Below are 26,400 nucleotides of genomic sequence, written 5' to 3' on the forward strand. Positions count from 1 at the left end.
GTCAGGTAACCGAGTCAGGAAGACATGAAGACATTATTGCGTTTGTTGAAAAGTTTTTGGTTCATCGTCCTCGCCCTGTGGTTGACGAGCCTGGCGGCTTGCTGGTTCGTGGCCCCGCATGTGAGCTGGCTGCGCGACCATGCGCCGGAAGCGATGGCGATTGTCAGCGCCTGCTATCTGCTGATCATTGTGCTGCATCGATACAAGCGCATCCGCATCGAGCACACCCTTGAAAACCTGGTGCAGATCGAAGTTGATCGCTCGCTCAAATCCGCGGGTGAATTTCGCGATCAGCACGTGCTGCGCGAACGCCTCAAGCACGCGATTGCGATGCTGCGCACCGACCGCTCGGCCGGCGGTGGCGGCTCGGCAGCGCTTTACGATTTGCCGTGGTACCTGGTCATCGGCATGTCCGCGGCCGGCAAGACCTCATTGCTGACCCGCTCCGGTTTGTCCGCGAGCATTGCCAGCAGCGCCAACGACACCGAAAGCGGCACCCGGCATTGCGATTGGTATTTCAGCCCTGACGCCGTGATGATCGATACGGCCGGCCGTTACCTGCAGGACGATCCGTCGGCCAGTGAGTTCGCCGCCTTCCTGCGGCTGCTGAAAAAGCAGCGCACCAAGGCCGCAGTCAACGGGCTGGTATTGGTGGTGAGCCTGCCTGAACTGCTGGCGTGCAGCGCGGCCAAGCGCAACGAACTGGCCGCCCAACTGGTGTCGCGCATCGAGGAATACAACGATTGCCTGGATGCCAATCCACCGATCTACCTGATGCTGAGCAAGACCGATCAACTGCCGGGCTTCAGCCAGGCGTTTGAAGGCCTGGACCTGAACGAGCGCCAGCAGCCACTGGGCATGACCTTCGGTTTGTCCGAGATCCGCAACCAGGGCCTGCGCCCGGTGCTGGATGCCAAGCTGGCCAACCTGCAAGGCCATATCCGTCGTCACACCGATGCACAAATGATTGCGCTGGGTGCCGATGCCAACAGCGCCCTGCTGAACTTCCCGAACTATTTCGCCGAGATCTCCGGGGTGCTGGAGCAGTTTCTCCAGCACTTCGCCGAGCCCCGTCGCAACGGTGCACCACTGTTGCTGCGCGGGCTTTATTTCACCAGCGCCCTGCAGACCGATCAGCAACTGAGCCAGGTCTATGAAGACGAGCTGGCCGAAACGTTCGCCTTGCAGCCGGCCCCCGAAAACGAGCAACAGGGGCAAGACGGCGGCAAGAAAATCAGCGACCGCAGCTACTTCATTACCGATACGTTCCGTCGGGTGATCTTCCCGGATCGCGACCTGACCCTTTATCAGTCGCGCCTTGGCAAGCACCCGTCCGCCAGCCCTGCCCTGCTGGGTCTGGCGGTGCTGGCCGGTGTCGCGTTCATTGGCTGGCAAGCGCTGTCGTTCCAGAACAACCGTCAGTGGCTGGCCACCTTGCGCGAACAACTGAGCGAACTGCAACAGTCCCCGGACCGTGCCGGATTGCTCGCCTCGGGCCAGGGCCTGGAGCTGTTGCGTGAGCAACTCACGACCATCGAGAAGCACCGCGCCAAGGGTGTGCCGCTGCAACTGGGCGCAGGTCTCTATCGTGGTGACGAAGTCTACCGCGTCGCACAGACCGCCTACTTGCAGCAACTGCGTACCCAGGCGCTGGAGCCTGTCACCTTGCAGCTGCAATTGCAGATGCGCGCCTTCAATGAGTTCGCCAAAACCATGGATGCGCAGAACAGCTTTGCGCCCGCGCCAAACAAAGCCGACTCGGTCAAAGCGCGCGCGTCGGGCCAGAAACTGCCGATCCGCCTGAGCAACCTGCCGCGCAGTACCGGTGATGTGGCCAGTCGCCTGAGCGGTGCCGCCAAGGGTGCGGCCAACAAGGCACGGGGCGAAGCGCTGACGGCACTGCGCAACCCGGCCACGGCGAGCGATGCCGCGGAGTTGTCGGCGACCACCGGCGGGCTGTCGTTGTCCGAAGAAATGCTCGGGCGGCTGGACGAGCGACAAGTCGCGTCCATCATCGACGCCTATAACGCACTCAAGCTGTACCTGATGCTGACCCAACCGGCCACGCACCCGGATCCGGAATTCGTCGGCGCTGCGTTGCCGGCGGCCTGGGCCAATACCGCCAGTACAGGCAACCCTGTCAGCACTGCGGTGATTCAGGACAACTCGCCGGTCTACGTGCAGTTGCTCAAGAATGGCCAGGCACCGTCCTTGTCGCGTAACGAGCAACTCATCAGCGATACCCGCAACAGCCTGAAGTCCTTCATGATTTCCAGCTCGCTGGTGGACCGTGAGTACCTGCGTCTGCAACTGGAATCCAGCCGTCAGTTCCCGGCCCTGGGCTTGGGCGACCTGGTGCCTTTGCCCGGCCGTCAGTTGCTGTACGGCACCGAAGCGGTTCCGGCGATTTTCACCCGCCAGGGTTGGGAACAGTTCGTCAGGCCCGATCTGATCAAGCTGGTGTCGGGCAACCTGCAAAACGAATCGGACTGGGTGCTCGATGGCGAAGGCGGCGACAGCATCGTGCAGAAAGCCAACTTCATCCGCGAGTTCATGACGCGCTACAAGCGCGACTACACCCAGGCCTGGTACAGCTTCATCGATAGCGTGGGTGTTCGTCACTTCACCGACATGGCCAACGCGACCCAACAGCTGGCACTGCTCAGCGACGTGCAGAACTCCCCGGTGAAAATCCTCCTGGCGGCGGTCAACGACAACACCCAGTGGGATGTTCCGGCGCCCCGCGAAACACTGCAGGCTGGGATCAAGCCCGATGACGGATTCTGGAGCGGGATCCTTGATGGGAAAAAAGTTTCGCCAAACACGTTGATTTCACCTTTGCCGGCGGTCGACGACGGCAGCCTGGCGAAGCGCTTCGAACCTGTGTCGCGGGTGTTTGCCGTGCAGAACGCCGAAGGCGCCGACAGCACGATCATGGACCGCTACCTCGCGGCCTTGCGCAAACTCAAGGTGCGGATGAACAACATCCAGCGCTCCCAGGACGTTGGCAAGAGCAGCAAGCAGCTGATCAGCGAAACCCTCGAAGGGCTGCCAAGCGAAGTCACCAGCGTGCGCAACTATGTCGAGACCACCGTCGACACCAGCCAGGGCGGCCTGTCCGAATCGTTGCAGGGCCTGTTCAGCCTGCCGATCCAGTTTGCCTGGGAAACCCTGCGCGACCCGGCCGGCCAACAGATTGCCAAGGCCTGGGCACAGCAGATTGCCAAGCCCTGGGAGCAGGTCATGGCGCACCGCTACCCGATCGCCCCGGGTAGCCGCAACGAAGCGTCGGTCAAGGATCTGCAGCGTTTCGTCGACCCGGAATCCGGGCTGCTGCCGAACTTCAAGCGCAACGAAATTGGCAACCTGTCCGGTGGCGAAGGCCTGGGGATGGGCAGCGGCAGCAAGACTACGCCGCTGGTCAACCCGAACATGGTCAACAGCATCGACAAGGCCAGCTCGTTGGGCCAGGTAATCGCCAGCCTGTCGGACCGCGACAACGGCTTCGAGATCATGCTCGAACCCTCCGCCAACCTCACCGACATCATCTTCACCCTCGACGGCCAGGTGCAGCACTACCGTAACGGCAAGACCAGCTGGAGCCGCTTCTCGTGGCCGGGCACGACCACCACGCCGGGTGCACGCCTGGATGTGGTCACCCTGACCGGCGAGCGCATCACCGTGTTCGACTACCCGGGCCGCTGGGGCCTGCTGCGCATGAACGACAGCGCACGGGTCAGCGATCTGGACGGCATCCAGCAACGCTTCAGCTGGACCACCGGCAGTGGCCCGGTCAGCCTCGCCGTGCGCAACTACGGCGGCGTCAAGCTGACCGACCTGGCCAACGTCAAGGCATTGAGCGCGCTCAATGGCGCAGAGGGCCGCCCACTGTGACCAGCCCGAACCTGAACGTGGGAACCGGCCAATGATCGGCTGTTTCGGCAAGGTCCCCGCGAGTCCGGACTTCGTCAGCCTGCAAGGTGCGGGCGACGACGCCTGTGAGTTCGACAGCTGGCTGCAAGGGGCGCTGGCCGCCCTGCAGCATCGCGAAGACTGGCGTGACCTGTTCGATGCGTTGCCCGTGTGTTTTTTCAGCTACCGCGCACGCAGCGGCAACTGGTTGCTGGGCGGGTTGATCAGCTCGAGGGATTGGAGTGGACGCCGCTATCCGTTCTTCATTTTCCAGACCCTCAAGGCCGGCGAAGCCGAACCTCTGGTCAATCCGTTCACCCTGGGCGAACTGTTCAGCGGGCAGATCAGGCCATTGCTGCACATGGCGGTCCAGGGCGAAAGCACGTCGGTGCTGTTCGAGCGCATCAAGGCCCTGCGCCCGTTGCAAGGACAGGACTTCGAGTTGTTCCGGCGCGTGCATGACAAGTTCCTGGTGAACTTCAATTTGCGCGATATCAGTACCGCGCTCGAAGGGGCCTACCCGGAATTCGTCACCAACGCCGTGTTGACCCGACTGGCGGCCGTGAGAAGACACCTCGATCAGGCAACGCCGATCGGCATCTCCCTGCCGTTGCCGGCGGAGCGGGGTTTGAAAAATCCGACCGCCGATCTGTGGGTCACCTGGTTGACGCAAATGACGCCTGAACGTGCCGTGCCGCAGATCAGCCTGCTGGCGGACGACTTCATGCGTCCCCGGCTGATCTGCTTTGCCTCACGTCATACCAGCGATGCCTATCGCCTGCTGACGGGCATCCATGCGCGCTCACAGAACTATGACGTGCTGGCGTCTTTCGATGCCTTTGACGAGCACCACCCGAAACACGCCTTTGCCGAAATAGACCGCCCTCTGGGTGACGTTATCGACCGTTTTGTCGATGCCCTGGATTCGAAGTCCGTATGAACAAGATCAAGTATTACTTCTTGCGCTACCAGCCCTACATCCTGGGCATGTGCTTTTTCCTCACGATCTTCGTGGTGTGGGGTATCGGGCGCTCGTTTGACTTCAACTCGCTCAACAGCCTGTTGACCGGCATCGGTGTGTTCCTCGGTCTTTCCACCGGTTATGTGCTGCTGCTTTATCAGGGCGTGTCCCGGCATCACAACCTCGAAGGGCTGTTGCGCGAGGATGCCGACGAGGCCGTGTTGAATGCCAACCCGGCGGATCGCGAGGAAGTCAGCCTGTTGCGCGAGCGGCTGCTGCAGAGCATCGAGCGCTTGCACGGCAACAAGCCACGGGGCAGCAATCCCAAGGATGCGCTGTATGCCCTGCCCTGGTATCTGGTGGTCGGCCAGCCGGCGGCAGGCAAGAGCACCATGCTCTACCAGTCGGGCCTCAATTTCCCCTACGCCGAGCGCGAAGGCGTGCGGGTCGCCGGTCTGGGTGGAACCCGCAATTGCGACTGGTTCTTCAGCTCCGAGGCCGTGCTGCTGGACACCGCCGGGCGCTACATGAACAACCAGGAAGAGGCCGGCAAATGGCGTGCGTTCCTGCAACTGCTGCGCCAGCATCGCCAGCGTCGGCCACTCAACGGCCTGATCGTCACCGTCAGCATCCACGACATCCTGCAGGCCTCGCTGGAAGAGCAGGAGCGCATCGCCAAACGCCTGCGCGAACGCATCCAGGAAACCCATGCCCTGCTGGAAGTGCGCCTGCCGGTCTACCTGGTGTTCACCAAGTGCGACCTGGTGCCCGGTTTCGCGCCCTTCTATCGTCAACTGGACGAGACCGCCCGCGGCGAAGTGATGGGCAAGACCTTCTCCCACAAAGGCTATGAACAGGCCGACTGGGGACAGCGCTTCGGCGCCGCGATGGACGAACTGGTCAGCTATTGGCAGCAGGTGGCGAGCCAGCAACTGGTCACGCAGGACATCCAGATCACCCGGAAGGATTCGGCGGTGTATCGGTTCCCGCTGGAACTGGCGGCCCTCAAGCCCCGACTTCAACTGTTCGTCGATGCGCTGCTGCGCGCCAACCCTTATCAAAGTGCCGAACTGCTGCGCGGCTTCTATTTCACCAGCGCCCTCGATGCCAACCAGCCGGATCCGGGCGGGCACGCACGCCAGGTGACAGAGCGCTTCTCGCTGGAGGGTGACCAGGAGATCGCCAATGGCAACGCGCAGTCGCGCCCGCTGTTCATCAACAGCCTGTTCCGCAAAGTCATCATTCCCGACCAGCACCTGGTGGCGCTGTACACCACCAACCACCGCGAGCGCCGACGCCGGGCAGCGTGGATTGGCGGTGCCGCACTGGTCGCGGTGCTGCTGTGCTGCCTGCTGGGCTGGTCGTATGTGAACAACAAGACCATCCTGCAGAGCCTCTCGGCCGAACTGACCCAGGCGACCGCCGAAGACCGCGCCGCCACCGGGCAATACACCGCCTGGCAAACCCTCGATCGCCTGCGCTTGTGGACCGCGGATTACTACGCGCACCATCACGACCAGGGCGTGCCGCTGCGCATGCGTCTGGGGCTCTATCAAGGTCACAAGGTAGAGCCGCTGGTGCGCAGCCGGTATTTCGAGCGCCTGGAAAGCGTGATGCTCAAGCCCACGGCCGACAACCTGACGCGCTCGCTGTACTTGCTGACCACCCTCAAGGTCTATCAACGCAATGCCAAAGAGTTGATGGCGGTGACCGGCGTGGACAGCGTCGAACCCAAGGCGCTGCCCAATGACAACCGGGCGCAGTCCATCGCCGGTTTCGGCAAGGCGACGCTGGACACCTACGTGATGCTGTCGCGCGCCCAGCGTGAAAAGGCCGATCCTGGGTTCCTGAAAGCGAAAATCCCGGATTACTGGTACCCGGCGATTGCCCGTCAGGCTGGCAACGCCAGCGTCGCCGCCTCGGACTATGAATTCGCCAGCCGCCAGATCAACTTCTACAGCGACCAGATTCACGAACCGGACGTGCCGCGGATCCTCGACAACGCGTTCCTGATCTCGAGCTCGCGCAACTACATCAACAGCCTGCTGACCCAGTCGTTGCGCTCGATCGAAACCATCACGCTGGAGTCGGACACCCTGTTCGCCTTCGCCCGTGCCGACTTCCAGAGCCTGAAGACCGAAGGCCAAAGCCAGCTCAGCGCGATCGCCGGCAAGCTGCTCAGCACCCCCAACATCGGAAAAATCATCATCGCCGGCCACGCCGATCAACTGGGCGATCCACAGGGCAACCTGCAGGTTTCCAAACAACGGGCGCAAACCATCAAGACCTATCTGGTGGGCAAAGGCGTACCCGGCGAGCTGGTCGAAGCCATCGGCGAAGGCAGCACCAAGCCCTTGGTCAAGTGCGATATGCAGCAACCCAGGGCCCAGCTGATTCAGTGCCTGGAGCCTAACCGGCGGGTAGAAATCGAAGTGCGGGCACTCAACTGAGCCTGCCCGCCTTGTAAAGAAATACCGGCATCCGGGTCAACTCGACGAGAGGCCCGGGCTGGCATAAGACACCTCTATTGAACGTTTCAAAGAGGTTAAGACGAAGGGCTGTGACCTGTTCGCAGGTGACATCCCTTTAAATGAAGGTAAGGAGAAAACAGAAATGGCATTTGACGCATACATCCAGATCGACGGCATTCCAGGTGAAGTTCTGGACGACAAACACAAGGATTGGATCGAAGTGCTGGGCTACGAGTACGGCGCAACCCAGGCGACTTCCGCGACGGCCAGCTCTTCGGGCGGTGCTTCGTCGGAGCGTGTTGCGTTGAGCGACTTCAGCATCCGCAAAGCCGTGGACAAGGCTTCTGCCAAGCTGTTCGAAGCCTGCTGCAAAGGCACTCACATCGCCAAGATCCAGTTGAACGTGAACCGCGCCGGTGGCGACAAGGTGACCTACCTGACCATCAACCTGGAAGAAGTCGTGGTGTCGTCCGTGAAAGCGGTCGCTGGCGGCAGCCAGAACGGTGAAGACAAAGCCGTTGGCGATCTGCCGATCGAAGAAATCAGCTTCAACTTCGCGCGCATCAAGACCACCTACACCCAGCAGAGCCGTGCAGATGGCCAGGGCGGCGGTAACGTCACCGGTGGCTGGGATCGCACCGCGAACAAGGTGTTCGCATAACACCGTGGTAATGACGGGCCGCACACGCGGCCCGTTTTCAGCACCGTGCCTGCCAGGCGGGCGCGGTGTTCTTTTATTCTGATCAGAGTTTCCCATGTCTGAATTTCTCAACGACCTTTCGCTGGCCGAACTGACCGCGCCCATCAATGAGGGGAGCGGCGAAGACCTGAGCTTCTCCACCTTGTTCGATCAGGTGAAAGAAGCACGGCGAGCAGACCCCGATTACCTGACCCAGGGTGACTGGCAAACCGATCTGAAGTCATCCGACTGGGATCTGACCCTTACCCTGGCTGCACAGGGCCTGGCTCGACAGAGCAAGGACCTGATGCTCGTCGCCTGGCTCAGCGAAGCCCTGGCGCAAAAGCATCACTTCACCGGTATCACCTTCGGCCTGACCCTGGCCGAACGCATACTGGACAATTTCTGGGCCGACCTCTTCCCTTCCCTCGAGGATGGGGTCGATGAACGCGCTGCCCGCCTGGCGTGGATGAAAACAACCCTGGCGGATGTCGTCGGCGGACTGCCCATCACCCAGGGCCAAGAGTACGGTCTGCTGCGGTATGACGAATCCCGGCACGTCGAAAACCTGGCGTTGCAGAACCCCCAGGCCATGCGCGCCGCCCTTGACGAAGGCAAGATCAACGCCGAGGTGTTCCAGCGTTCGGTGGTGCTGACCGACTCCGATCACCTGCGCCGCAAAGCCAGCGAAATCGCCGCCAGCCTCAACGCCTGCCAACAACTGCAGGGCACCGCCGATCGGCTGTTCGGCCCTGACGCGCCCAGCTTTGCCGGGCTCAACGACGTGCTGTCCCGCGCAGGACAACTGGCCGAGAAACTGCTCAAGGATCGCGGTATCGAACTGCACCCGGCCCCTGTCGCGCCCTCCCCGACCGTCTGCGAAAGCGCTGGCGCACAACCTGCAGGTACCGCAATGACCCAGACCCGGCAAGACATTCCAGCCGCGCCGCTGCGCACCACGCCACAAACCCGCGACGAAGCGTTCACCCTGCTGGCGGGCATTGCGCAGTTCTTCAAGCAGACCGAACCCCAGAGCCCTGTCCCCTACCTGATCGAACGCGCGATCAAATGGGGCAACATGCCGCTCGAGGGTTGGCTCAACGATGTGATCAAGGACAGCAATGTGGTGGACAACATTCGTGATGTGCTGGGGACCAAGGAGACGAAGTCCTGATTGTCGGCGGCCGGCTATCAGCACAAACGCAGAGAAACCTGTGACGAGGGAGCTTCCTCCCGTTGGCCTGCGCGTGCGGGCCACTATAATGAGTCACCCTCGGGCCACCACAACGTCGGGTTGTGGTGGCCTTTTTTCTGTCGCCTGTAAGATAAATTGGACAACGGATTCCTAAAATCCCGGTTTAATGCTAAATAGTGCTCAGTATTTTTAACACCCGACCCTGTCGTGCCACACAGTGCAACGAGAATAACGATATGAATGTCCATTTCGAGAAAAGTGAAGTGTTTGGGACCCTCCACCTGCAAATGGCGGTGGCAGCATGATCGAAGTCACCGAAGTTTCCATTGCCCAACTGCGCGCCGCGCTCGAATCCGGCCAGACCACCTCGGTCGAGCTGGTCCAGGCTTATCTGGCGCGGATCGACGCCTATGACGGCCCTGAAACCGCCACGGCGCTGAACGCCGTTGTCGTGCGCAACCCCGAGGCCCTCGCCGAAGCACAGGCCGCCGACGCCCGTCGCGCCAAGGGCCAGTTGTTGGGCCCGCTGGATGGCATCCCTTACACCGCCAAGGACAGTTATCTGGTCAAGGGCCTCACCGCCGCTTCCGGCAGCCCGGCCTTCAAGGACCTGGTCGCCTATCGCGATGCGTTCACCGTCGAGCGCCTGCGCGCCGGCGGGGCGATCTGCCTGGGCAAGACCAACATGCCGCCGATGGCCAACGGCGGGATGCAGCGCGGCGTCTACGGCCGCGCCGAGAGCCCGTACAACGCCGACTACCTCACTGCCCCATTCGCCTCCGGCTCGTCGAACGGTGCCGGCACGGCGACCGCGGCCAGTTTCTCGGCCTTCGGCCTGGCGGAAGAAACCTGGTCGAGCGGCCGTGGCCCGGCCTCGAACAATGGTTTGTGCGCCTACACCCCTTCGCGCGGAGTGATCTCGGTGCGCGGCAACTGGCCGTTGACCCCGACCATGGACGTGGTCGTGCCGTTTGCCCGGACCATGGCCGACCTGCTCGAAGTGCTCGACGTGGTGGTCGCCGATGACCCGGACACCCGCGGCGACCTGTGGCGCTTGCAACCTTGGGTGCCGATTCCGAAATCGTCCGAGGTACGCCCTGAATCCTATGCCGCGCTGGCGGCGAACAGCGAAGCGCTCAAAGGCAAGAAGTTCGGCATTCCGCGCATGTACATCAACGCCGACCCTGAAGCGGGCACCTCCGAAGCGCCGGGCATTGGCGGGCCAACCGGCCAGCGCATCAACACCCGTCCTTCGGTGATCGGGCTGTGGGAACAGGCGCGCAAGGCCCTCGAAGACGCGGGCGCCGAAGTGATCGACGTGGACTTCCCGCTGGTTTCCAATTGCGAGGGTGATCGCCCTGGCGCGCCGACCGTGTTCAATCGCGGCATCGTCTCCAAGGAATTCCTGCACCACGAACTGTGGGACCTGACCGCCTGGGCCTTCGATGATTTCCTGCAAGCCAACGGCGATCCAAAACTGAACCGCCTGGTCGATGTCGACGGCCCGCAGATCTTCCCTCACGACCCGGGCACCCTGCCCAACCGCGAGGGCGACCTGGCCGCCGGCATGGACGAATACGTGCGCATGGCCGAACGCGGCATCACCCCGTGGGACCAGATCAGCACGGTGCCGGACGGCCTGCGCGGGCTGGAAAAGACCCGCAAGATCGATCTGGAAGACTGGATGGATCGCCTGGGCCTCGACGCAGTGTTGTTCCCGACGGTCGCCGATGTGGGCCCGGCGGATGCCGATGTCGATCCGCAATCGGCGGACATCGCCTGGAGCAACGGCGTGTGGGTCGCCAACGGCAACCTCGCCATCCGTCACCTCGGCGTGCCAACGGTCACCGTGCCGATGGGTGTGATGCCGGACATCGGCATGCCGGTCGGGCTGACCTTTGCCGGTCGCGCCTATGACGACTCCAATTTGCTGCACCTGGCGTCGGCGTTCGAGTCGACCGGCAGCAAACGCATGATCCCGCCACGCACCCCGCCATTGGTCGCTGACAAGCGCTGACCGGTAAAACCGTGGCGGCTCACGCGAGCCGCCACGGCTGGCGAATCAGGGATCGACCTGGGCCATCAGTTCCGGGATCGATTCCGGCCGATTGGCATAACGCTGCGCCAGCACCGCACAGACCATCAGCTGAATCTGGTGGAACAGCATCAACGGCAGGATCAGCACGCCAATGGTGCTACCGGCAAACAATACCTGCGCCATCGGCACACCGGTTGCCAGGCTCTTCTTCGAGCCACAGAACAGAATGGTGATGCGGTCTTCCTGATTGAAACCGAATGCCTTGCCCAATACGGTCGAGGCCACCAGCACCAGCACCAGGACCACGCAGCACGCCACCACCAGCCCGAGCAGATCCAGCAGCGGAATCTGATGCCATAGGCCTTCGATCACCGCCTCGCTGAACGCGCCGTAGACCACCAGCAGGATCGAGCCCTGATCGACGAACTTCAGCCAGCTCTTGTTGCGCGCCACCCAGTTGCCGATCCAGCGTCGTGCGATTTGCCCGGCAATGAACGGCAGCAGCAACTGCACGCTGATCTTGAGGATGGCGTCGAGGGTCGAGGAGCCTTCGCCGTGCACATTCAACAGCAGGGTCACCAGCAACGGCGTGAGAAAGATCCCGAACAGGCTGGACGCCGCCGCGCTGCAAATCGCCGCCGGAATGTTGCCCCGCGCCAGCGAAGTGAAGGCAATCGCCGACTGCACTGTGGCAGGCAGCGCGCACAGGTAAAGCATGCCCATGTACAGGTCGTTGCCAATCAGCGGCGACAACAGCGGCTTGAGCGCCAGACCGAGCAACGGAAACACCACGAAGGTCAGGCTGAACACCAGCAAATGCAGGCGCCAGTGCCCGGCCCCGGCAATGATCGACTCGCGGGACAGCTTGGCGCCATGCAGGAAAAACAACAGCGCGATGGCGATGTTGGTCAGCCAGCCGAAACCGACCGCGACCTGGCCGCTGGCGGGCAACAGGCTGGCGAGCGTCACCACGCCGATCAGGGTCAGGGTGAAGTTGTCGGGTAACAAACGGGGGCGAGTCATGGGCTTGATCATCCGGGGGTTGCCAGTACGTGAAAGCGACTCTAACGTGCTTGTGAATTACCGACTAACGCCGATGAGCCAGCAGATGCCGCCTAAAGGACATGACAAAAGTATCCGGCGCAGTATTCCCGGGCTGTCCAGCTTGCCACGACCACTCTACGGCCGTACCGAATCGCTGCCCAATCGCGCACTGACCCGGCGTCACAGCCACCCGTGGGTGCAACTGTCCTATGCGATTCAGGGCGTGCTCGAAATACAGACCGGCGCCGGGCGCTTCGTGGCCCCGCCGGAGCGTGCGGTGTGGATTCCGGCGGGCATGCCGCACCGGGTGTTCAGCTCGCCGCGCACGGAAATGCGTAGCCTGTACATCGATTGCAGCGTCTCGACGTGGGCGCCGCCGGGCTGTCATGTGTTGGGGGTCAGCGATCTGCTGCGCGAGCTGATCCGTGCCTTCAGCCAGATTCCGGTGGAATACGATCAGGACGGCCCGCACGGTCGGTTGGCCCAGGTGATTCTGGATCAGTTGGCCGAGGCGCCACAGATCGACTTGATGCTGCCGCTGCCTCAGGACAGCCGATTGCGCCAGATCGCTCAAAGCCTGGAATCGCACCCTGAGCAACAGACCACGCTCAGTCACTGGAGCGACAGATTCGGCGTCACCGAGAAAACCCTCAGTCGCCTGTTCCTGCGCGACACCGGCCTGACCTTTCGCGCCTGGAGACAACGCTTGCGCCTGCTCGGCGCCCTGACACCACTCGAACAGGGCGAACGAGTGACCGACGTCGCATTGGCCTGTGGCTACGACTCGACCTCAGCCTTCATCGCCGCCTTCCGCCAGCAGTTCGGCGAAACTCCGGGAGAGTTCTTTCGCTGAGCCCTGCACAAGACAACCTGTAGGAGCGAGCTTGCTCGCGAGAAACCCGAGAACGCCGCAGGGCACCTGCCAACCAACGTTATCGTTGACGACCATCGCGAGCAAGCTCGCTCCTACAGGGACTTCACATAAATAGCCTGGGGTTATTGATCGGACTTGATGCTGGTCCAGACCCGGGTACGCACCCGCTCAAGCTTTTGCGGCAGTGGCTGCACGACGTACAGCGTCTTCAGTGCCTCACTGGTCGGCGTCAGGTTCGGGTTGCCGGTGATGTCCTTGTCGATCAGCGCCAGCGAGTCCCTGTTGGCATTCGGGTAACCGAGGAAGTCGCTGATCGGCGCGATGACTTTCGGGTCCAGCAGGTTGTTGAGGAACTCGTGGGCTTCAGCCACGTTCTTCGCGCTTTTCGGGATGGCGAAGGTGTCGAACCAGATCGGCGCGCCTTCCTTGGGCAGGCGCCAGTCGACGACCACGCCGTTGCCCGCCTCTTTGGCGCGATTGCCGAACTGATAGAAGCTGCCGGAGTAGCCGATGGCCACGCAGATATCGCCGTTGGCGATGTCGGTCATGTATTTGGCGGAGTTGAAGTAGGTGACGTAAGGGCGAACCTTGAGCATCAGCGCCTTGGCTTTTTCGTAGTCATCCGGGTTCTGGCTGTTCGGGTCCAGCCCCAGGTAATGCAGGGCCAGCGGCAGGATCTCCGACGGCGAATCGAGCATCGCCACCCCACAGGCCTTGAGCTTCTCCATGTTCTCGGGCTTGAACACCAGGTCCCAACTGTCCACCGGCGCATTCTCGCCCAGCGCCGCCTTGACCTTGGCCGGGTTGAAACCGATCAGCACGGTGCCGTACATGTAGGGCACGCCGTACTGGTTGCCCGGGTCGTTCTTGTCCAGCAGCTTGAGCAACGCAGGGTCCTGGTGCGACCAGTTCGGCAGTTTGGACTTGTCGAGTTTCTGGAACACCCCCGCCTTGATCTGGGTTTCGATGAACTGGTTCGAAGGCACCACCAGGTCGTAACCCGAGTTGCCGGTGAGCAGCTTGGCTTCCAGTGACTCGTTGGTGTCGAAGGTGTCCCAGGTCACCTTGATCCCGGTGTCCTTGGCAAAATCCTTGGGCACGGACGGCAGGATGTAGTCGGCCCAGTTGTACACCCGCAATTCGTGCTGCTCGGCTTGCACCGCGCTGGCCAACAGCGACAGTCCGCAAACGGTGGCGCCCAGCATGCGTTTCATTGAGTCCATGGATCATTTCCCCAAGTGTGGCGTGAGTTCGATGGTTTTTATGTTCTGTACACGGCAGCAGCCTTGAAAATAGCCAAGGGCAAGGAAGTGAAGCTTTTGCTTGTGTTTTGACCGGGGTTGCCGAGCTGGCAACCCGCGTCTGATTCTTGCCGACGGCGTGGCCGGTTCACAGCGTGAGGCAGGCCAAAAGGAGATCGAAACGGCCAAAATACCTGTCCGTATCGATCGGCCTCGCGAGGCATTTCACCGACGGTTAGTCCAAACAGCCGATGCCTGCGCAGCCTCGTTGCTGCTTATTGCGCATCACACCAATAACAAGATCGCGAGGCTTCGACGCGTGTTCCACTCTTGCTTGCCCTGCCCCTGCTCGGCCTGCTCAGTGCCTGTTCCGAACCCTATGACCCGCAACCGCTGGCCAGCACCGGCAATGCCACGCCACTGATCGGCAGCGCCGCCGTGGCGCAACCGTTGAGCGGTGCGGTGCCCGCCCACCCGCTGCCGCCACGTCCGTCGACCTTCCATGCACTGATTACCCTGGACCCGGACAAGATCATGGCGGACACCTCCGGCGCCTATTTCTATGTCGACGAACACAATCGCGTGGTCATCGCCGATGCCGGGCAGCACATCCAGCGCGTGGTGCATCGTCAGGACACTTCAGGTGCCTGGACATTCGAAAAGGTTGATGACTGGGACCTGAGCGACGAGATTCCCCACGATTGCGTGCGCCCCGGTTCCTGGTTCCCCAAGGGCGAGTGCGATCCCGTCACCGGCGTCATGCCCGATCACCAGGGCTTGATCTGGTGGATCACCCGGCGCGGGCGCATCGGCACCCTGAACCCGGACACCGGCAAGGTCCAGGGCATTCAATTGGCCAATGAAGAAATCCAGAACGGCCTGTCGGTGGCGGCCGATGGCGTCTACCTGGTGTCCGAACACGCCATGCACCGCTTCGCCGCCGATTCCGATGGCAAGCCCGTGCAAGGCTGGCGCGAAGTCTACGACCGTGGCACCGGGCGCAAGGTCGGTGCGATCAATCAGGGCAGCGGCACCACCCCGACCCTGCTTGGCGAGCGCTACGTCACCATCACCGACAACAGCGACGGGCGCATCAACCTGCTGGTCTATCGTCGCGAGCAGGACTACGCCGGCAACCGCCTGATCTGCAAACTGCCGGTGTTCGACAACAACGCCTCGGCCACCGACAACTCGGCCATCGGCTGGGGCCGCTCGATCATCCTCGAGAACAACGCCGGCTACACCAGCGCCTTCGCGCAGAAAGACTGGCAGGCCGTGCACGGCGGCATCAGCCGCATCGACATCCGCAGCGATGAGTCGGGCTGCGACCGGATCTGGGAATCGAAGGAGCGTTCACCTTCGGTAGTGCCGAAACTCTCGGTGGGCAACGGCCTGTTGTACTTCTACACCTTCGAGCCGCAATCCGACGGCGAGAACGCCTGGTACCTGATGGCGCTGGATTTCGCCAGCGGCAAGACCCGATTCAAGGCCTTGAGCGGGGTCGGCCAGGCCTTCGACAACAACTGGTCGCCGATCACGCTGGCGCCGGATGGCACGGCTTATGTCGGGACGTTCGGCGGGTTGGTTGCGCTGTGGGACAAGGGCGTGAAGGCTAAAAACGAGCAACCCTGAAAGCGATTTCTTGTGGGAGCGGTGTACCAGACGCATTAATGTCGTCAGACACGCAGCCTTCGCGAGCAGGCTCGCTCCCACAGGGGTTGTGGTGTGATTACAACAACGACAACGTGTAGTTGATGATGAACCGGTTCTGCTCCACGTTGCGGCCTGCATCGGTATTGGACTTGGCGTTACGCAGTGTGAACCCTACCCCTTTGAACGTGCCCGACTGCAACACGTAGTCCAGGGTCATGTCGCGCTCCCACTCGGACTGGTCGCTGGCGTTCTGCGCCTTGATGTCCGTGCCCTTCAGGTACACGATCGAGGCTTTCAGGCCCGGCATGCCCATGGGCGCGAAGTCGTAGGTGTATTGCCCGAAATTCGTCTGCTCGCCGGCCCGGGCGAAGTTCTGGATCATCTTGTCGGTGGGCAGATAGACGCTGCCGCCGCCTGCACCCTTGTCCACCAGGCTGCCCTGATTGGGCTGGACGAAGTTGCTGCCATCGCCCACACGCTGGTGCCCCACCGACACCGCGTGGCCGCCATGGGTGTAGGTGACCATCGCCGACCAGGTGCTGTTGTCGATTTCACCATCATTGTCATCGGTGTAGCCCGATACCCGATAACCTTGCGCACGACCGGAGGCCGAGCTGTTGGCACCGCTCGAGGTGGTGCGGAAGTAGCGCAGGTCGGTGGTCAGTGAGCTGGCGCTGTCGATTGGCAGGATGTGCGTCAGGCCGAAGAAGTTCTGGTTGTAGAAGTCCTCCAGCTGCGCGAAGTAATACTGGGTTTTCAGATTCCGGGTGAGGTTGTAGTCACCACCGGCGTAGTAGAACTTGTTGCTCTCGCGCGTGCTGCCGGCGACCGACAAGCCTGTGCGGTCCGTCGACGCGCGCCCTACCGCGTGCTCGAGCACACCGCTGGTCAACGTCAGGCCATCGATGTCGTTCGAGGTGACCTGCGCACCGGTAAACGATTGCGGCAACACACGGGCATCGTTCGCCAGAAGGATCGGCAACTTGGGCAGCAAGGTGCCGTAGCGCAGTTCAGTCCTGGCAAGGCGCATCTTCGCCGTCGGGCCGAAGCTGCTCCAGGCGTCGGCCGCGCCATCGCCGTCAGAAGGAATCATTCCGCTACCGACATGGCGCCCCGCTCCGCTGTCCAGTGTGATGCCGAGCAATGCCTGGGCATCGAGCCCGAACCCCACCGTGCCCTGGGTAAACCCCGACTCATAGCGCAATACGAACCCCTGGGCCGTCTCTTCGGTTTTCGAAGGATCGGCTGCGCCGTCGCGATTGTCGCTGTTGAAGTACAGGGTACGCATCGACACGCTGGCCTTGCTGTCTTCGAGAAAACCATGGGTTGCGCTATCGGCGGCCTGCGCACACAGCGAACCGCTGGCCAACAGGACTGCAGTGGGAATCGCTCGTTTGAACATACGGTGCTCCTGGGTGTTTCTTATCGTTATTTGATGGTTTCAGCGCCAGACAGGATCCGATTGCCGCCCACGCAACAGCGCTCAACACGGGCGCGAAAACAGGCGCGCTCGATGAGTGAAATGCGTCGTTCGAATTGAGGGTTTACTGACTGGTTTGTGAAACTCTTAAAACATTTCGAGAAGCTATTATCAAACGTGGTGAAAGTAGTTTTCGTGGAGGGATATGGCTTGTCGCGCCGAGGTACGGTCGGTCACTGTTTTTGCATATCGGTGCGGCGAATTTTCATCATACTGACATCATCGGCAGTGTTTGGTGGCTGCCTGTAAGTCCCGACAAGAGCAATGACTCATGAACGATCTGATTGAGCTGTATGGCGCCAACACCGGCAACAGTCTGCGGGCAGCCATCGCCCTGGAAGAATCGGGTATCGCCTACACGGCACGCAAGCTCGACCTGTATGCCCAGGAGCAGCGCGGGCCGGCCTTCCTGGCGCTCAACCCGGCCGGGAAAGTCCCGACCCTGATCGATCACGGGACAACGCCGACGCTGATCATCAACCAGTCCAACGCCATCATCCAGTACGCCGATGCCAAGGCGCCCGGGCGGCTGGCACCGGCGCAGCCAGGGCCTGAGCGCATCCGGGTGATCGACCGCTATTTCTTTTTCGTGACCGATGTCATCGCCCCCAGCCATGCCGCGTTTTTCCTGCACCAGGCGGGGCAGGACAAGGCGGCGGCGACCATCGATCTGCGGGTGATCGAGCAATTGACCTGGTCGGAGAGTTTTTTGACCGACCAATTCATGGCCGGAGAGCAGTTCTCCATGGCCGACATTGCGGCGTTCACCATCGCCACCGCGTTCCGTGACCGGCTGGACTGGAAGCAGCTTGCGCAGCTATCGCGCTGGTTCGACAGGGTCGAGGCCAGGCCGGCGGTGCAACGCGGCCTGAATGTGTTCAACCATTCCTGAGCGGTCGCCGAACACAAAACAGCCGCCATGTCGCCGTCCCTGTAGGAGCGAGCTTGCTCGCGATGGACGCCAACGATAACGCCGGCCATCTGAATGAGCGCGTTGTCCAGAGGTTTTCGCGAGCAGGCTCGCTCCTGCAGGTACGCATTTGTCCTGTGGGGGTAGCCTCGTTCCCAAAAGAGTCGATACCCATGATGACTGCTCGTCTCCCATCACTCGCCCTTTCCTCCGGTGCCGCGCGGGCTTGACTGCGCGGTGAATGGACCGCTTCTCACCTGCATTTCAAGCGCGTGCGGTGCATCGTGTTTTGCCTTTGATCAGGTTTGCCCAATGAACAATAACAACACGCAGTTGATCATCGACATGCAGCAGGAGGACGGTTTCGTCCTGGGCGTGGATCGTCGGGTTGCTGGTGCCGGCGTTGAGTTATTACTGGCTGATGAGGCTCGGCAAGCGTGCGTCGATGCTGGATTCAGTGACGTAAAGATAAGCGGGTAATAGAAAAAGATCGCGGCCTGCAGCAGCTCCTTGTATTTCGACTATCGCTCCGTCAGGAGCGATAGCTCTCGACTGATCATCGAGGGATGGGATCTGAAACGCGCGCAGCTCCTTAGGCGTTAAGCCTGCAACAACGTAGCAGGCTAATTACCGGATGCATCCTACAAAGCACACGGAAACGTCCTATTTGTAACTAAATCAACTTCACCAAAGCTATGCAGCCCCAGGACCGGGGCGCAAACGCAGCCCTTCCTGCTCGCCCCCATTCCGACCAGGAAGGCCTGATCATGCTCCCCCAACTGTGCACCTTCTTCGATGACAGCCGCCTCAAACGCCGGGGCCGTAACCTTGACTATGGTCTCGATGTCTTCGCCTTCCACGGCAGCAAACGCCTTGGCCATCCCTTCGCCCATCACGTCAAACGGCCTATGCCGAGATTGCCATTCGCTAGGTATCCGCTGTCCTTGTTCTGCGTTTTAGTCGGTACTTTGTTCGCCCAAAGCATCCAGGCTGGCACGCTTGAAGCGGTCAATCACACCCACTGGGCCATCAATCGATTCAGCGTTGAGGGTCGTTCGGGAATCGACATTATCGGGCCATATCAAGGCGGGGGTGGGGGGTGTTGTTACAGCGCGCCGTCGCGCTGGAGGCAGGGGATGACGGTGCGGGTTGAGTGGGAGACTGGGGCAAGTGGGGTGAGCGATCTCGCCGACGAGTTCCCAGGGTTTGCCGATCGACCCAAGTACTTGGCATGGATAGATAAGGTCGATGCTCAAAAACGCCAACACAGCCAAATAGTCCCCGTCCCCGACTACACCGGCCAAAAAACCTGCGGCCTCACCGTGCACTTCCTGCCCTGCGATGACCTCCGGGTCACCACCTCCTGTTACGCCTACGGCAACCCCGACTACCCGATCAACACCCCATTGCACCTGCCGGAGCCTCAGTCATGTCCGAAGTGAAACATGCCAGCGTCTGCCATCCGCCGCCATTTCCGCTGGAGGGTCGCCTGCCCCGCCGGGCGTATCAGGTTCAGCTTAACCTCCATCGCCAGCGCCAGCAGGAGCGGGACTACCATGACGCCCTGTGCCTGGCCGCCGGTCGCCGTGTGCTGCTGCCATGCTGCAAGTCCCTGCACATCAGCCTGTTCTTCGACGGCACCGGCAATAACCTCAACAATGACCTGTACGAATCCACTCCACCCCACCCGACCAATATCGCCCGGCTGTTCCGCGCCAGCATCGGCGACGGCCATGCCGGTGGCACTGCGCACAACGCCAGGGCTCAGCGCCTGACCGATGCCGCGGGTACGGGCTATGGCGAGTACTTCAAGTACTACATGCCCGGTGTGGGCACGCCTTTTGCGGAAGTCGGCGACCTGGATTACACCACGCTGGGGCTGGCCGGCGCCTGGTACGGCGAGGAACGGATCAACTGGGGCCTGCTGATGATCATCGACGCCCTGCGCCGTGCACTGGGCCAGCCACGGCTGGACGACGCCAGTCTGCTGGCGGCGGTCAAGGCCATGGGTACCGTGCCGGGCATGGAGTGGGCGACGGCGCAGACGAACCGCCGCGTCGAGTTTCGCAAGCAGCTCAAGGCCATAGAAAAACCCTTGCATATCGCCCTGAGCCAGCCGCAGCCCGGTCTGTCCAAGCTCTTGGGTATCAAGCTGTTTGTCTATGGCTTTTCCCGTGGCGCGGCGGCGGCGCGGGCCTTTGTCAGTTGGTTGAACGAGTTGATGCGTTATACGCCAGCGCTGAAACTGGGCGACCTGGAGCTGCCCGTCAGCGTGGAGTATCTGGGGCTGCTGGACACCGTGGCCTCGGTGGGCTTCGCCGATATCGTGCCGGGCGCGAACGGTCATATGAGCTGGGCCGATGGCAATCAGGAGTTACCCGGTGGCGGACTGGTCAAGCGCTGTTTGCATCTGGTGGCCAGCCATGAGCAACGATTGTGTTTTCCGTTGGAATCGATTCGTCGTGAGAGCGGTATGTACCCGGTCAATAGTGAGGAGGTGCTCTATCCGGGGGTGCATTCCGATCAGGGTGGGGGGTATCCGCCGGGTGATCAGGGTAAAGCTGTTAGCAAGGACAGCGTCGAAGGCGACGGTCTACTGCTATCGCAGATCGCGCTGAATGATTTGTATGGCGATGCCTTCGCTTTCGGGGCCCCTCTCAAAGTGCCGAAAAACACTTTGCCAATTAAATTACGCGGTGAACTCTGGCGGGCTATGGAAGATGATTTGGCCCAACAGTTTGATGTTTCTACAAGTCTGGTTACGCGCTTCAACGCCTGGCGCCAGATAACGTTGGGATTACCCGCTGTTTCTCAGCCGCTGCCCACTGAACAGACCGAACGATACCAACCGCTCCCATCCACCATAACTCTCGAACAAGCCGTACGCGAACAGCTCGGCTGGATCACCGCCTGGCGCATCGACCGCTATGCCTTCGCCAGTCTGAGAAAGACCGCCTTCTATCTCGACGCGAGCGATACCCACGCTGATCCCGACACACGAGCCACCGCCGAGACCACGCGTAAAAAAGCCCAGGCGGAGATTGAAAAAAACCGCCTCCAACAACGCGCCCGCGAACGCGACGGGCGCACGCCAAAAACGCCCCGGGCGCCCGGGGTCCCGGATTTCGACCCGGACCTTGCAAGAACCCAACTGCGCGAAGCGGCCGAGGAATTCCGTGCGAACTATCACGACCCCGATCACCTCGCCTCCAGTCTGAGCCGAGTATTACCGGCCAACGCCCCGCCTGCAGTCGTAATGCGCATCATCACCGCCGATGCGCGGGTCGAATGCCGGCAGATGAAGGCCGCCGGTCGGGCCAGGGTCAGCGAGTTGTTTCCCCCTCCGGAGCGCGAACGCAATCACTGGGACGAAAAGAACCGGGGCAATGTCGACGAAAGCCGCAACGCCCATCAGCCGGCGGGCCTGCTGCGGGCACTGTTCGATGATCAGGTCCACGACTCCCGCGCCTGGTTCCTTTATTCGTTCGGGCGCGAACCGCTGGGCAGTTATTTTCGTGAACGCATGGTGTTCTTCGGCGAAGCCAGCCGCAGGGAGCTGGCCCTCAATCCCGAAACGCAGTCGGCAATGCTGGCGAGTGGCACGCCATTGCCGGCCTATGCACCTGGCGTGGCGGCACACCCTCCGGTCATGGATGCGCAACGCCTGGCCGAGGTCCACCAGGCCATCGACGCCATCTGGGAGGACTTTTACCGCAAAGTCGGCGAGGCAGGCGATGCACAGGTCTGATCCGCATGTTCGACACTCGGTAAAAGGAACACTATCCATGTCCCATCGCAATGCGTGTCGCCTGCAAATTCGGGCTCTAGCGGGCCTGATTACGGCCGTGCTCCTGCAAAACGCCGAGGCCGGTTCTCTCGAAGCCATCAATCACACCCACTGGGCCATCAATCGCTTCAGCGTGGAGGGTCGGTCGGGTATCGACATTATTGGCCCGTACCAAGGTGGCGGTGGGGGTTGTTGTTACGTCGCACCGGCTCGCTGGAAGCCGGGGATGACGGTGCGCGTCAACTGGGAGACTGGGGTGGCTTATTCCGATGATTTCCCTGGTTTTGCTGATCGGCCCAAGTACTTTGCTTGGAAGCAAAAAGTGAATGCGCAAAAGCGCAAACACAGCAAACTCGTCCCCATCCCAGACTACACCGGCCAAAAAACCTGCGGCCTCACCGTGCACTTCCTGCCCTGCGATGAGCTCCAGGTGACCACTTCCTGCTACGCCTACGGCAACCCCGAATACCCGATCAAGACCCCGCTGCAATTGCCGGAGCCCCGGTCATGTCCTAAGTAACGCGGTGATTTCGTCACGGCGATGAGGCCGAAACTCTGAATGCCATGACCGCAGATACGGGGTTGGACCCTGAAAAACAATTAGCTTCCGAGCTGCCTTCGCTGGCAAGCCAGCTCCTACAAGGGTCAGGCGTACGCCTTGCGGGAGCTGGCGCAGCCTGGGATCTTTTGATCTTCGCCATGCACACGGAATCTCAGGCAAAAAAAATCCCAGGCAGCTGATGGACGCCTGGGATTTAAAAATGCATAAACCGTGGTGGTGAACGCGGCGCGGATATTACGGAATATTTCACGCTGTAACAAGATATTTTTATTCACTATCTAGTTACTAATCGCTCCAAGTCCTTAAATATCCACATATTTTTCAAGGGCTACTAAAGGAACCAGCGATATTCCCGCGCACTGATGTCATGCAGAAATGCCAGATGATCCTGACGTTTGTTTTCGCAATAGACGTCCACAAACTCCGCCCCCAAGCCTTCGCGCAGTGATGCATGAGTTTGCATGGACTGTACCGCTTCGAGCATTTCCAACGGAAAGTCGATGCCACTGCTGCGGTCTTCGTTGAGCGGTGCAATCGGCTCGCGCTCCCCTTCCAGACCTTGCTCCAACCCCACCAGAATTGCCGCCAACGCCAGGTACGGGTTGGCATCGGCGCCCGCCAGGCGATGTTCAATGCGCAGGTTCTTGATGTCCGACTCGGGAATGCGCAGGCACGCATCGCGATCCTCGAAGCCCCAACTGGCGCGGGAGGCGACGTTCACCGTGCCGCTCAAGCGGCGCATGGCATTGTGGTTCGGGGCAAAAATCGGCATGCAGTGCGGCAACACGTCCAGGCAACCGGCCACCGCATGACGCAGCGCCCGCTGGCCGTTCGCCGCCAACAGGTTGTTGCCAGCCTGGTCATACAGGCTGACATGCACGTGCATGCCGCTGCCGGGGTGCTGCAAGTAAGGTTTGGCCATGAAGCTGGCGCGCAGGTTGTGCTTGAGCGCCACGCCCCGGGTGCTGCGGCAGAACAGGGCGGCCCAGTCGGCGGCGCGCAGGCCGTCATCGCAATGGCCGAAGTTGATTTCGAACTGTCCCGGGCCGAGCTCGGCCGTGATCACCGTGGCATCGACGCCTTGCTCACGCGCGGTCTCGACCATTTCATCGAGCACCGGGGCAAATCGCGACAGGCGTTCGATGTGCATGTTCGGCTGATCATCGGCATCGCCGGTCAGCTCGTCACGGGGAAATTGCGGCAAGCCGTCCTTCAGGCGGCTGTCGAACAGGTAGAACTCCAGTTCGAACGCCACCACCGGATGGATGCCCTTGCGCTTGAGCCGCTCCAGCACCTGCGCCAGTACCTCGCGGGGCTCGAAGACAATCGGTTTTTGCGTGCCGTCGGAGGTTATCAGCATCTGGCCCAATGGCTGTTTTTCCCAGTTCACCCGTTTCAGCGTGCCGGGCACCAGGCGCCGGAGCGCATCCGGGTCGCCGTCGTTGAAGCAGTAATCACCGATCTTGAACAGCCCGCCCTGGGTGCCGAGCAGCACGCAGTTCTGCGGCAGCTTCAGTGCACTGCCGGCAGCGACTTTTTCGAGCATCTCGATCGGGTAGCGCTTGCCGTAGAAATGCCCGGGAATGTCCAGGGAGATCAGGTCGACGTAGCGCACTTCGGGGTTGCAGTGGCGGAAGTTGCGAACCTCGGCCAGCAGTTCAGAGCACACAGCATCCATCGATTTGTTCCTTGTTGTTATCAGGTGTAAACCCAAAGCACGCGGGTCGGTTGGTCGGACAGGTTGCCGTAGCGGCAGTGCGCATGGCTGGCCAGTTGAAAGCTGTCACCTTGATGCAGGGTCACCGGTTGGTTGTCGTCGAGCCACAGGGTCAGCTCGCCTTCGAGGACGTAGCCGCCCTGCTCCGAGCTGTCCTTCATGTGCCGGTCGCCGCTGCTGGCACCGGGTTCCAGCCGGCTTTCGAGCATCGAGAACGAGGCGCGCATTTTTGGCGAAACGAGGATGTCGGTAATGCCGTCGGCGTAGTACAGCGTGCGGCGCTCGTCCGGGCGGGTGACCCAGGCCAGGGCCATGGGTTTGGGCAGGCTGTAGAAATAGGTGGTGGGCACGCCCAGGGTTTCGCTGATGGCGGTCAGGTCCGCCACGGTCGGGCGCGACAGACCGCGCTCGACCTGGGACAGGAAACCGACGGAGCGACCGATTTTGTCCGCCAGCTCCTTCAGGGTGTACTTCTTGTGCTTGCGCAGGTCCTGGATCAGGATCGCCAACGCCGAGATTTCTTCTTGCATGTCCATCTTGAGGCTTCCAGAAAGTGTCGCTTCAAATACTGTCGCGCAGTCGATACCAGGCCTTGCCGATGGCTTCCAGCGGCGCGGCCAGGTATTTGCCGCCGGGAAAGCTGCCGTTGTTCAGGCCCTGGTACAGGGACAGTTCGTCGGGCTGACCGAGTATCGCGTCGGACACCGCCCGCGCCGCGGCCAGTGTCGGCAATACGCCATGCCCGGAATAGCCCTGCATCCAGTACAGGTCGCCGCGCCGTCCGATATCCGGTGTGCGCTTGAGCGTCAGGTCGATGTGTCCGCCCCAGGCAAACTCCAGCCCGACGCCGGTGAGTTGCGGAAACACGCGTTCAAGGAACGGCCGGGTCGCCGCGGCGATGTCCTTCGGCATCCCGCCCAGGTAAGTGCAACCGCCGCCGAACAGCAGGCGGTTATCCGGGGTGCGCCGGAAATAATCGAGCACGAACTGGTTGTCGGTCACGCACACGTTGCTCGGCAGCAGCGCGGTGGCTTGCTCGGTCGTCAGCGGCTCGGTCGCGACCTGATACGTCCCGACCGGCAACACGCAACTGGCCAGTTGCGGGTCGAGTCGATCCAGGTAGGCGTTGCACGCCAGCACCAGCACATCGGCGCGGATGCGACCGCGCTCGGTGGTCACCACAAAGCCGTCGCCCTCCTCGGCATAGCTCAGCGCCTTGCTTTGTTCGTGGATGCGGCCACTGGCCCGCTCAATCGCATCCGCGAGGCCCAGGGCCAGTTTCAACGGGTTCAAATGCCCGCCCTCGGGATCGAACAGGCCGGCCTGATAGCGCTCGCTGGCAACCCAGCGCGGCAAATCGCTGCGCTCGATAAATTGCAGTTTGTCATGGCCCCACTTGTGGCTCGCCTCGTGCTGCCACTCGGTCAGCAGCCCCACTCGCCGTGGCATCACCGAGGTCCAGAGATGGCCGGCGCGGTAGTCGCAGTCGAATTCATGGCGGCCGGGCAGATCACGCAGTTCGCGCGCAGCCCAGCGCATGCCGTCCCACAAGCGCCGCGCCCGTTCGTATCCCAGCGCCGCTTCCAGCGGTGGCATGTCGCACGACCAGCCGAGAATCGCCTGCCCGCCATTACGCCCGGACGCGGCCCACGCCACCCGGCTGGCTTCGAGCAAGGTCACGCGCTTGCCGGCCAGCGCCAGGCGCAATGCGGTGTGCAAGCCGCTGAAACCGGCCCCGATGATCAGCACTTCAGTGTCTTGCTCACCTTCCAGTGCGGTTCGTTCGACCAGACGATCGGCGCAGCTATGGGCGTAGTAACTGGCAACATGCCGGGTGGATTGCTGAAACATACGGCCTCATGAAATTTTTTATTTA

19 protein-coding genes are annotated in these 26,400 nt (G+C 61.6%); 13 read left to right on the forward strand and 6 right to left on the reverse strand.

Features of this window, described 5'->3' with window-relative positions; genetic code table 11:
* The first annotated feature begins 24 nt into the window (after positions 1-24).
* The 6 genes from ACLD1X_RS25205 (at position 25) to ACLD1X_RS25230 (ending at position 11,235) form a co-directional block, all read left to right on the forward strand.
* Positions 25-3,894, forward strand: coding sequence for a type VI secretion protein IcmF/TssM N-terminal domain-containing protein (locus ACLD1X_RS25205; protein WP_429372391.1), 3,870 nt, complete (start codon positions 25-27; stop codon positions 3,892-3,894).
* Between the two features lie 31 nt (positions 3,895-3,925).
* Positions 3,926-4,852 carry a type VI secretion system-associated protein TagF gene (gene tagF / locus ACLD1X_RS25210; protein WP_429372393.1) on the forward strand — a complete coding sequence of 309 codons (927 nt, stop codon included), beginning with the start codon at positions 3,926-3,928 and terminating at the stop codon, positions 4,850-4,852.
* Positions 4,849-7,323: a type VI secretion system membrane subunit TssM gene (gene tssM / locus ACLD1X_RS25215; RefSeq protein WP_429372395.1), complete on the forward strand. Its 2,475-nt coding sequence runs from the start codon at positions 4,849-4,851 to the stop codon at positions 7,321-7,323. Before tagF ends, tssM begins: the two co-directional genes overlap by 4 nt.
* A gap of 163 nt (positions 7,324-7,486) precedes the next feature.
* Positions 7,487-8,005 (forward strand): Hcp family type VI secretion system effector, encoded by a 519-nt coding sequence (locus ACLD1X_RS25220; protein ID WP_007978712.1) that lies wholly within the window; start codon positions 7,487-7,489, stop codon positions 8,003-8,005.
* Positions 8,006-8,099: 94 nt separating this feature from the next.
* Positions 8,100-9,197, forward strand: a complete 1,098-nt coding sequence (gene tssA / locus ACLD1X_RS25225; protein ID WP_429372398.1) for a type VI secretion system protein TssA — start codon at positions 8,100-8,102, stop codon at positions 9,195-9,197.
* A gap of 322 nt (positions 9,198-9,519) precedes the next feature.
* Positions 9,520-11,235 carry an amidase gene (locus ACLD1X_RS25230; protein WP_429372400.1) on the forward strand — a complete coding sequence of 572 codons (1,716 nt, stop codon included), beginning with the start codon at positions 9,520-9,522 and terminating at the stop codon, positions 11,233-11,235.
* 45 nt (positions 11,236-11,280) lie between these two features.
* On the opposite strand, the gene ACLD1X_RS25235 is transcribed toward ACLD1X_RS25230, so the two are convergent.
* Positions 11,281-12,279, reverse strand: coding sequence for a bile acid:sodium symporter family protein (locus ACLD1X_RS25235; protein ID WP_429372402.1), 999 nt, complete (start codon positions 12,277-12,279; stop codon positions 11,281-11,283).
* A gap of 85 nt (positions 12,280-12,364) precedes the next feature.
* Here ACLD1X_RS25235 and ACLD1X_RS25240 point away from each other — a divergent pair, with 85 nt between their 5' ends.
* Positions 12,365-13,153, forward strand: coding sequence for an AraC family transcriptional regulator (locus tag ACLD1X_RS25240; RefSeq protein ID WP_429372404.1), 789 nt, complete (start codon positions 12,365-12,367; stop codon positions 13,151-13,153).
* Between the two features lie 143 nt (positions 13,154-13,296).
* On the opposite strand, the gene ACLD1X_RS25245 is transcribed toward ACLD1X_RS25240, so the two are convergent.
* Positions 13,297-14,397, reverse strand: a complete 1,101-nt coding sequence (locus ACLD1X_RS25245; RefSeq protein WP_429372406.1) for a polyamine ABC transporter substrate-binding protein — start codon at positions 14,395-14,397, stop codon at positions 13,297-13,299.
* Positions 14,398-14,745: 348 nt separating this feature from the next.
* Between ACLD1X_RS25245 and ACLD1X_RS25250 the strand changes: the two genes are divergently transcribed.
* Positions 14,746-16,047 carry a hypothetical protein gene (locus ACLD1X_RS25250; RefSeq protein WP_429372408.1) on the forward strand — a complete coding sequence of 434 codons (1,302 nt, stop codon included), beginning with the start codon at positions 14,746-14,748 and terminating at the stop codon, positions 16,045-16,047.
* A gap of 97 nt (positions 16,048-16,144) precedes the next feature.
* Here the strand turns inward: ACLD1X_RS25250 and ACLD1X_RS25255 are convergent, their stop codons facing one another.
* Positions 16,145-17,470 carry an OprD family porin gene (locus ACLD1X_RS25255; RefSeq protein WP_429372410.1) on the reverse strand — a complete coding sequence of 442 codons (1,326 nt, stop codon included), beginning with the start codon at positions 17,468-17,470 and terminating at the stop codon, positions 16,145-16,147.
* Between the two features lie 349 nt (positions 17,471-17,819).
* On the opposite strand from ACLD1X_RS25255, the gene ACLD1X_RS25260 reads away from it, so the two are divergent.
* The 5 genes from ACLD1X_RS25260 (at position 17,820) to ACLD1X_RS25280 (ending at position 22,765) form a co-directional block, all read left to right on the forward strand.
* Positions 17,820-18,440, forward strand: a complete 621-nt coding sequence (locus tag ACLD1X_RS25260) for a glutathione S-transferase family protein (protein WP_429372412.1) — start codon at positions 17,820-17,822, stop codon at positions 18,438-18,440.
* Positions 18,441-18,770: 330 nt separating this feature from the next.
* Positions 18,771-18,938 carry a hypothetical protein gene (locus ACLD1X_RS25265; protein WP_429372414.1) on the forward strand — a complete coding sequence of 56 codons (168 nt, stop codon included), beginning with the start codon at positions 18,771-18,773 and terminating at the stop codon, positions 18,936-18,938.
* 428 nt (positions 18,939-19,366) lie between these two features.
* Complete coding sequence (locus ACLD1X_RS25270) at positions 19,367-19,900, forward strand: DUF3304 domain-containing protein (RefSeq protein ID WP_429372475.1); 534 nt, start codon at positions 19,367-19,369, stop codon at positions 19,898-19,900.
* Positions 19,888-22,206: a T6SS phospholipase effector Tle1-like catalytic domain-containing protein gene (locus tag ACLD1X_RS25275; protein WP_429372416.1), complete on the forward strand. Its 2,319-nt coding sequence runs from the start codon at positions 19,888-19,890 to the stop codon at positions 22,204-22,206. Before ACLD1X_RS25270 ends, ACLD1X_RS25275 begins: the two co-directional genes overlap by 13 nt.
* Before the next feature lie 37 nt (positions 22,207-22,243).
* Positions 22,244-22,765, forward strand: a complete 522-nt coding sequence (locus ACLD1X_RS25280; protein ID WP_429372418.1) for a DUF3304 domain-containing protein — start codon at positions 22,244-22,246, stop codon at positions 22,763-22,765.
* 373 nt (positions 22,766-23,138) lie between these two features.
* Here ACLD1X_RS25280 and ACLD1X_RS25285 read toward each other — a convergent pair whose 3' ends face one another.
* Genes ACLD1X_RS25285 through ACLD1X_RS25295 form a run of 3 tightly spaced genes read right to left on the reverse strand, consistent with a single transcriptional unit; the run spans position 23,139 to position 26,375 of the window.
* Complete coding sequence (locus tag ACLD1X_RS25285; protein WP_429372420.1) at positions 23,139-24,485, reverse strand: glutamine synthetase family protein; 1,347 nt, start codon at positions 24,483-24,485, stop codon at positions 23,139-23,141.
* A 20-nt stretch (positions 24,486-24,505) separates the two neighbouring features.
* On the reverse strand, positions 24,506-25,060 hold the full coding sequence (locus ACLD1X_RS25290) for a helix-turn-helix domain-containing protein (protein WP_429372422.1): 555 nt from the start codon (positions 25,058-25,060) through the stop codon (positions 24,506-24,508).
* A 25-nt stretch (positions 25,061-25,085) separates the two neighbouring features.
* Complete coding sequence (locus ACLD1X_RS25295) at positions 25,086-26,375, reverse strand: NAD(P)/FAD-dependent oxidoreductase (RefSeq protein ID WP_429372424.1); 1,290 nt, start codon at positions 26,373-26,375, stop codon at positions 25,086-25,088.
* Positions 26,376-26,400 lie beyond the last annotated feature (25 nt).

It is taken from the genome of Pseudomonas sp. 18173 (assembly GCF_050432945.1).
Lineage (GTDB): Bacteria > Pseudomonadota > Gammaproteobacteria > Pseudomonadales > Pseudomonadaceae > Aquipseudomonas.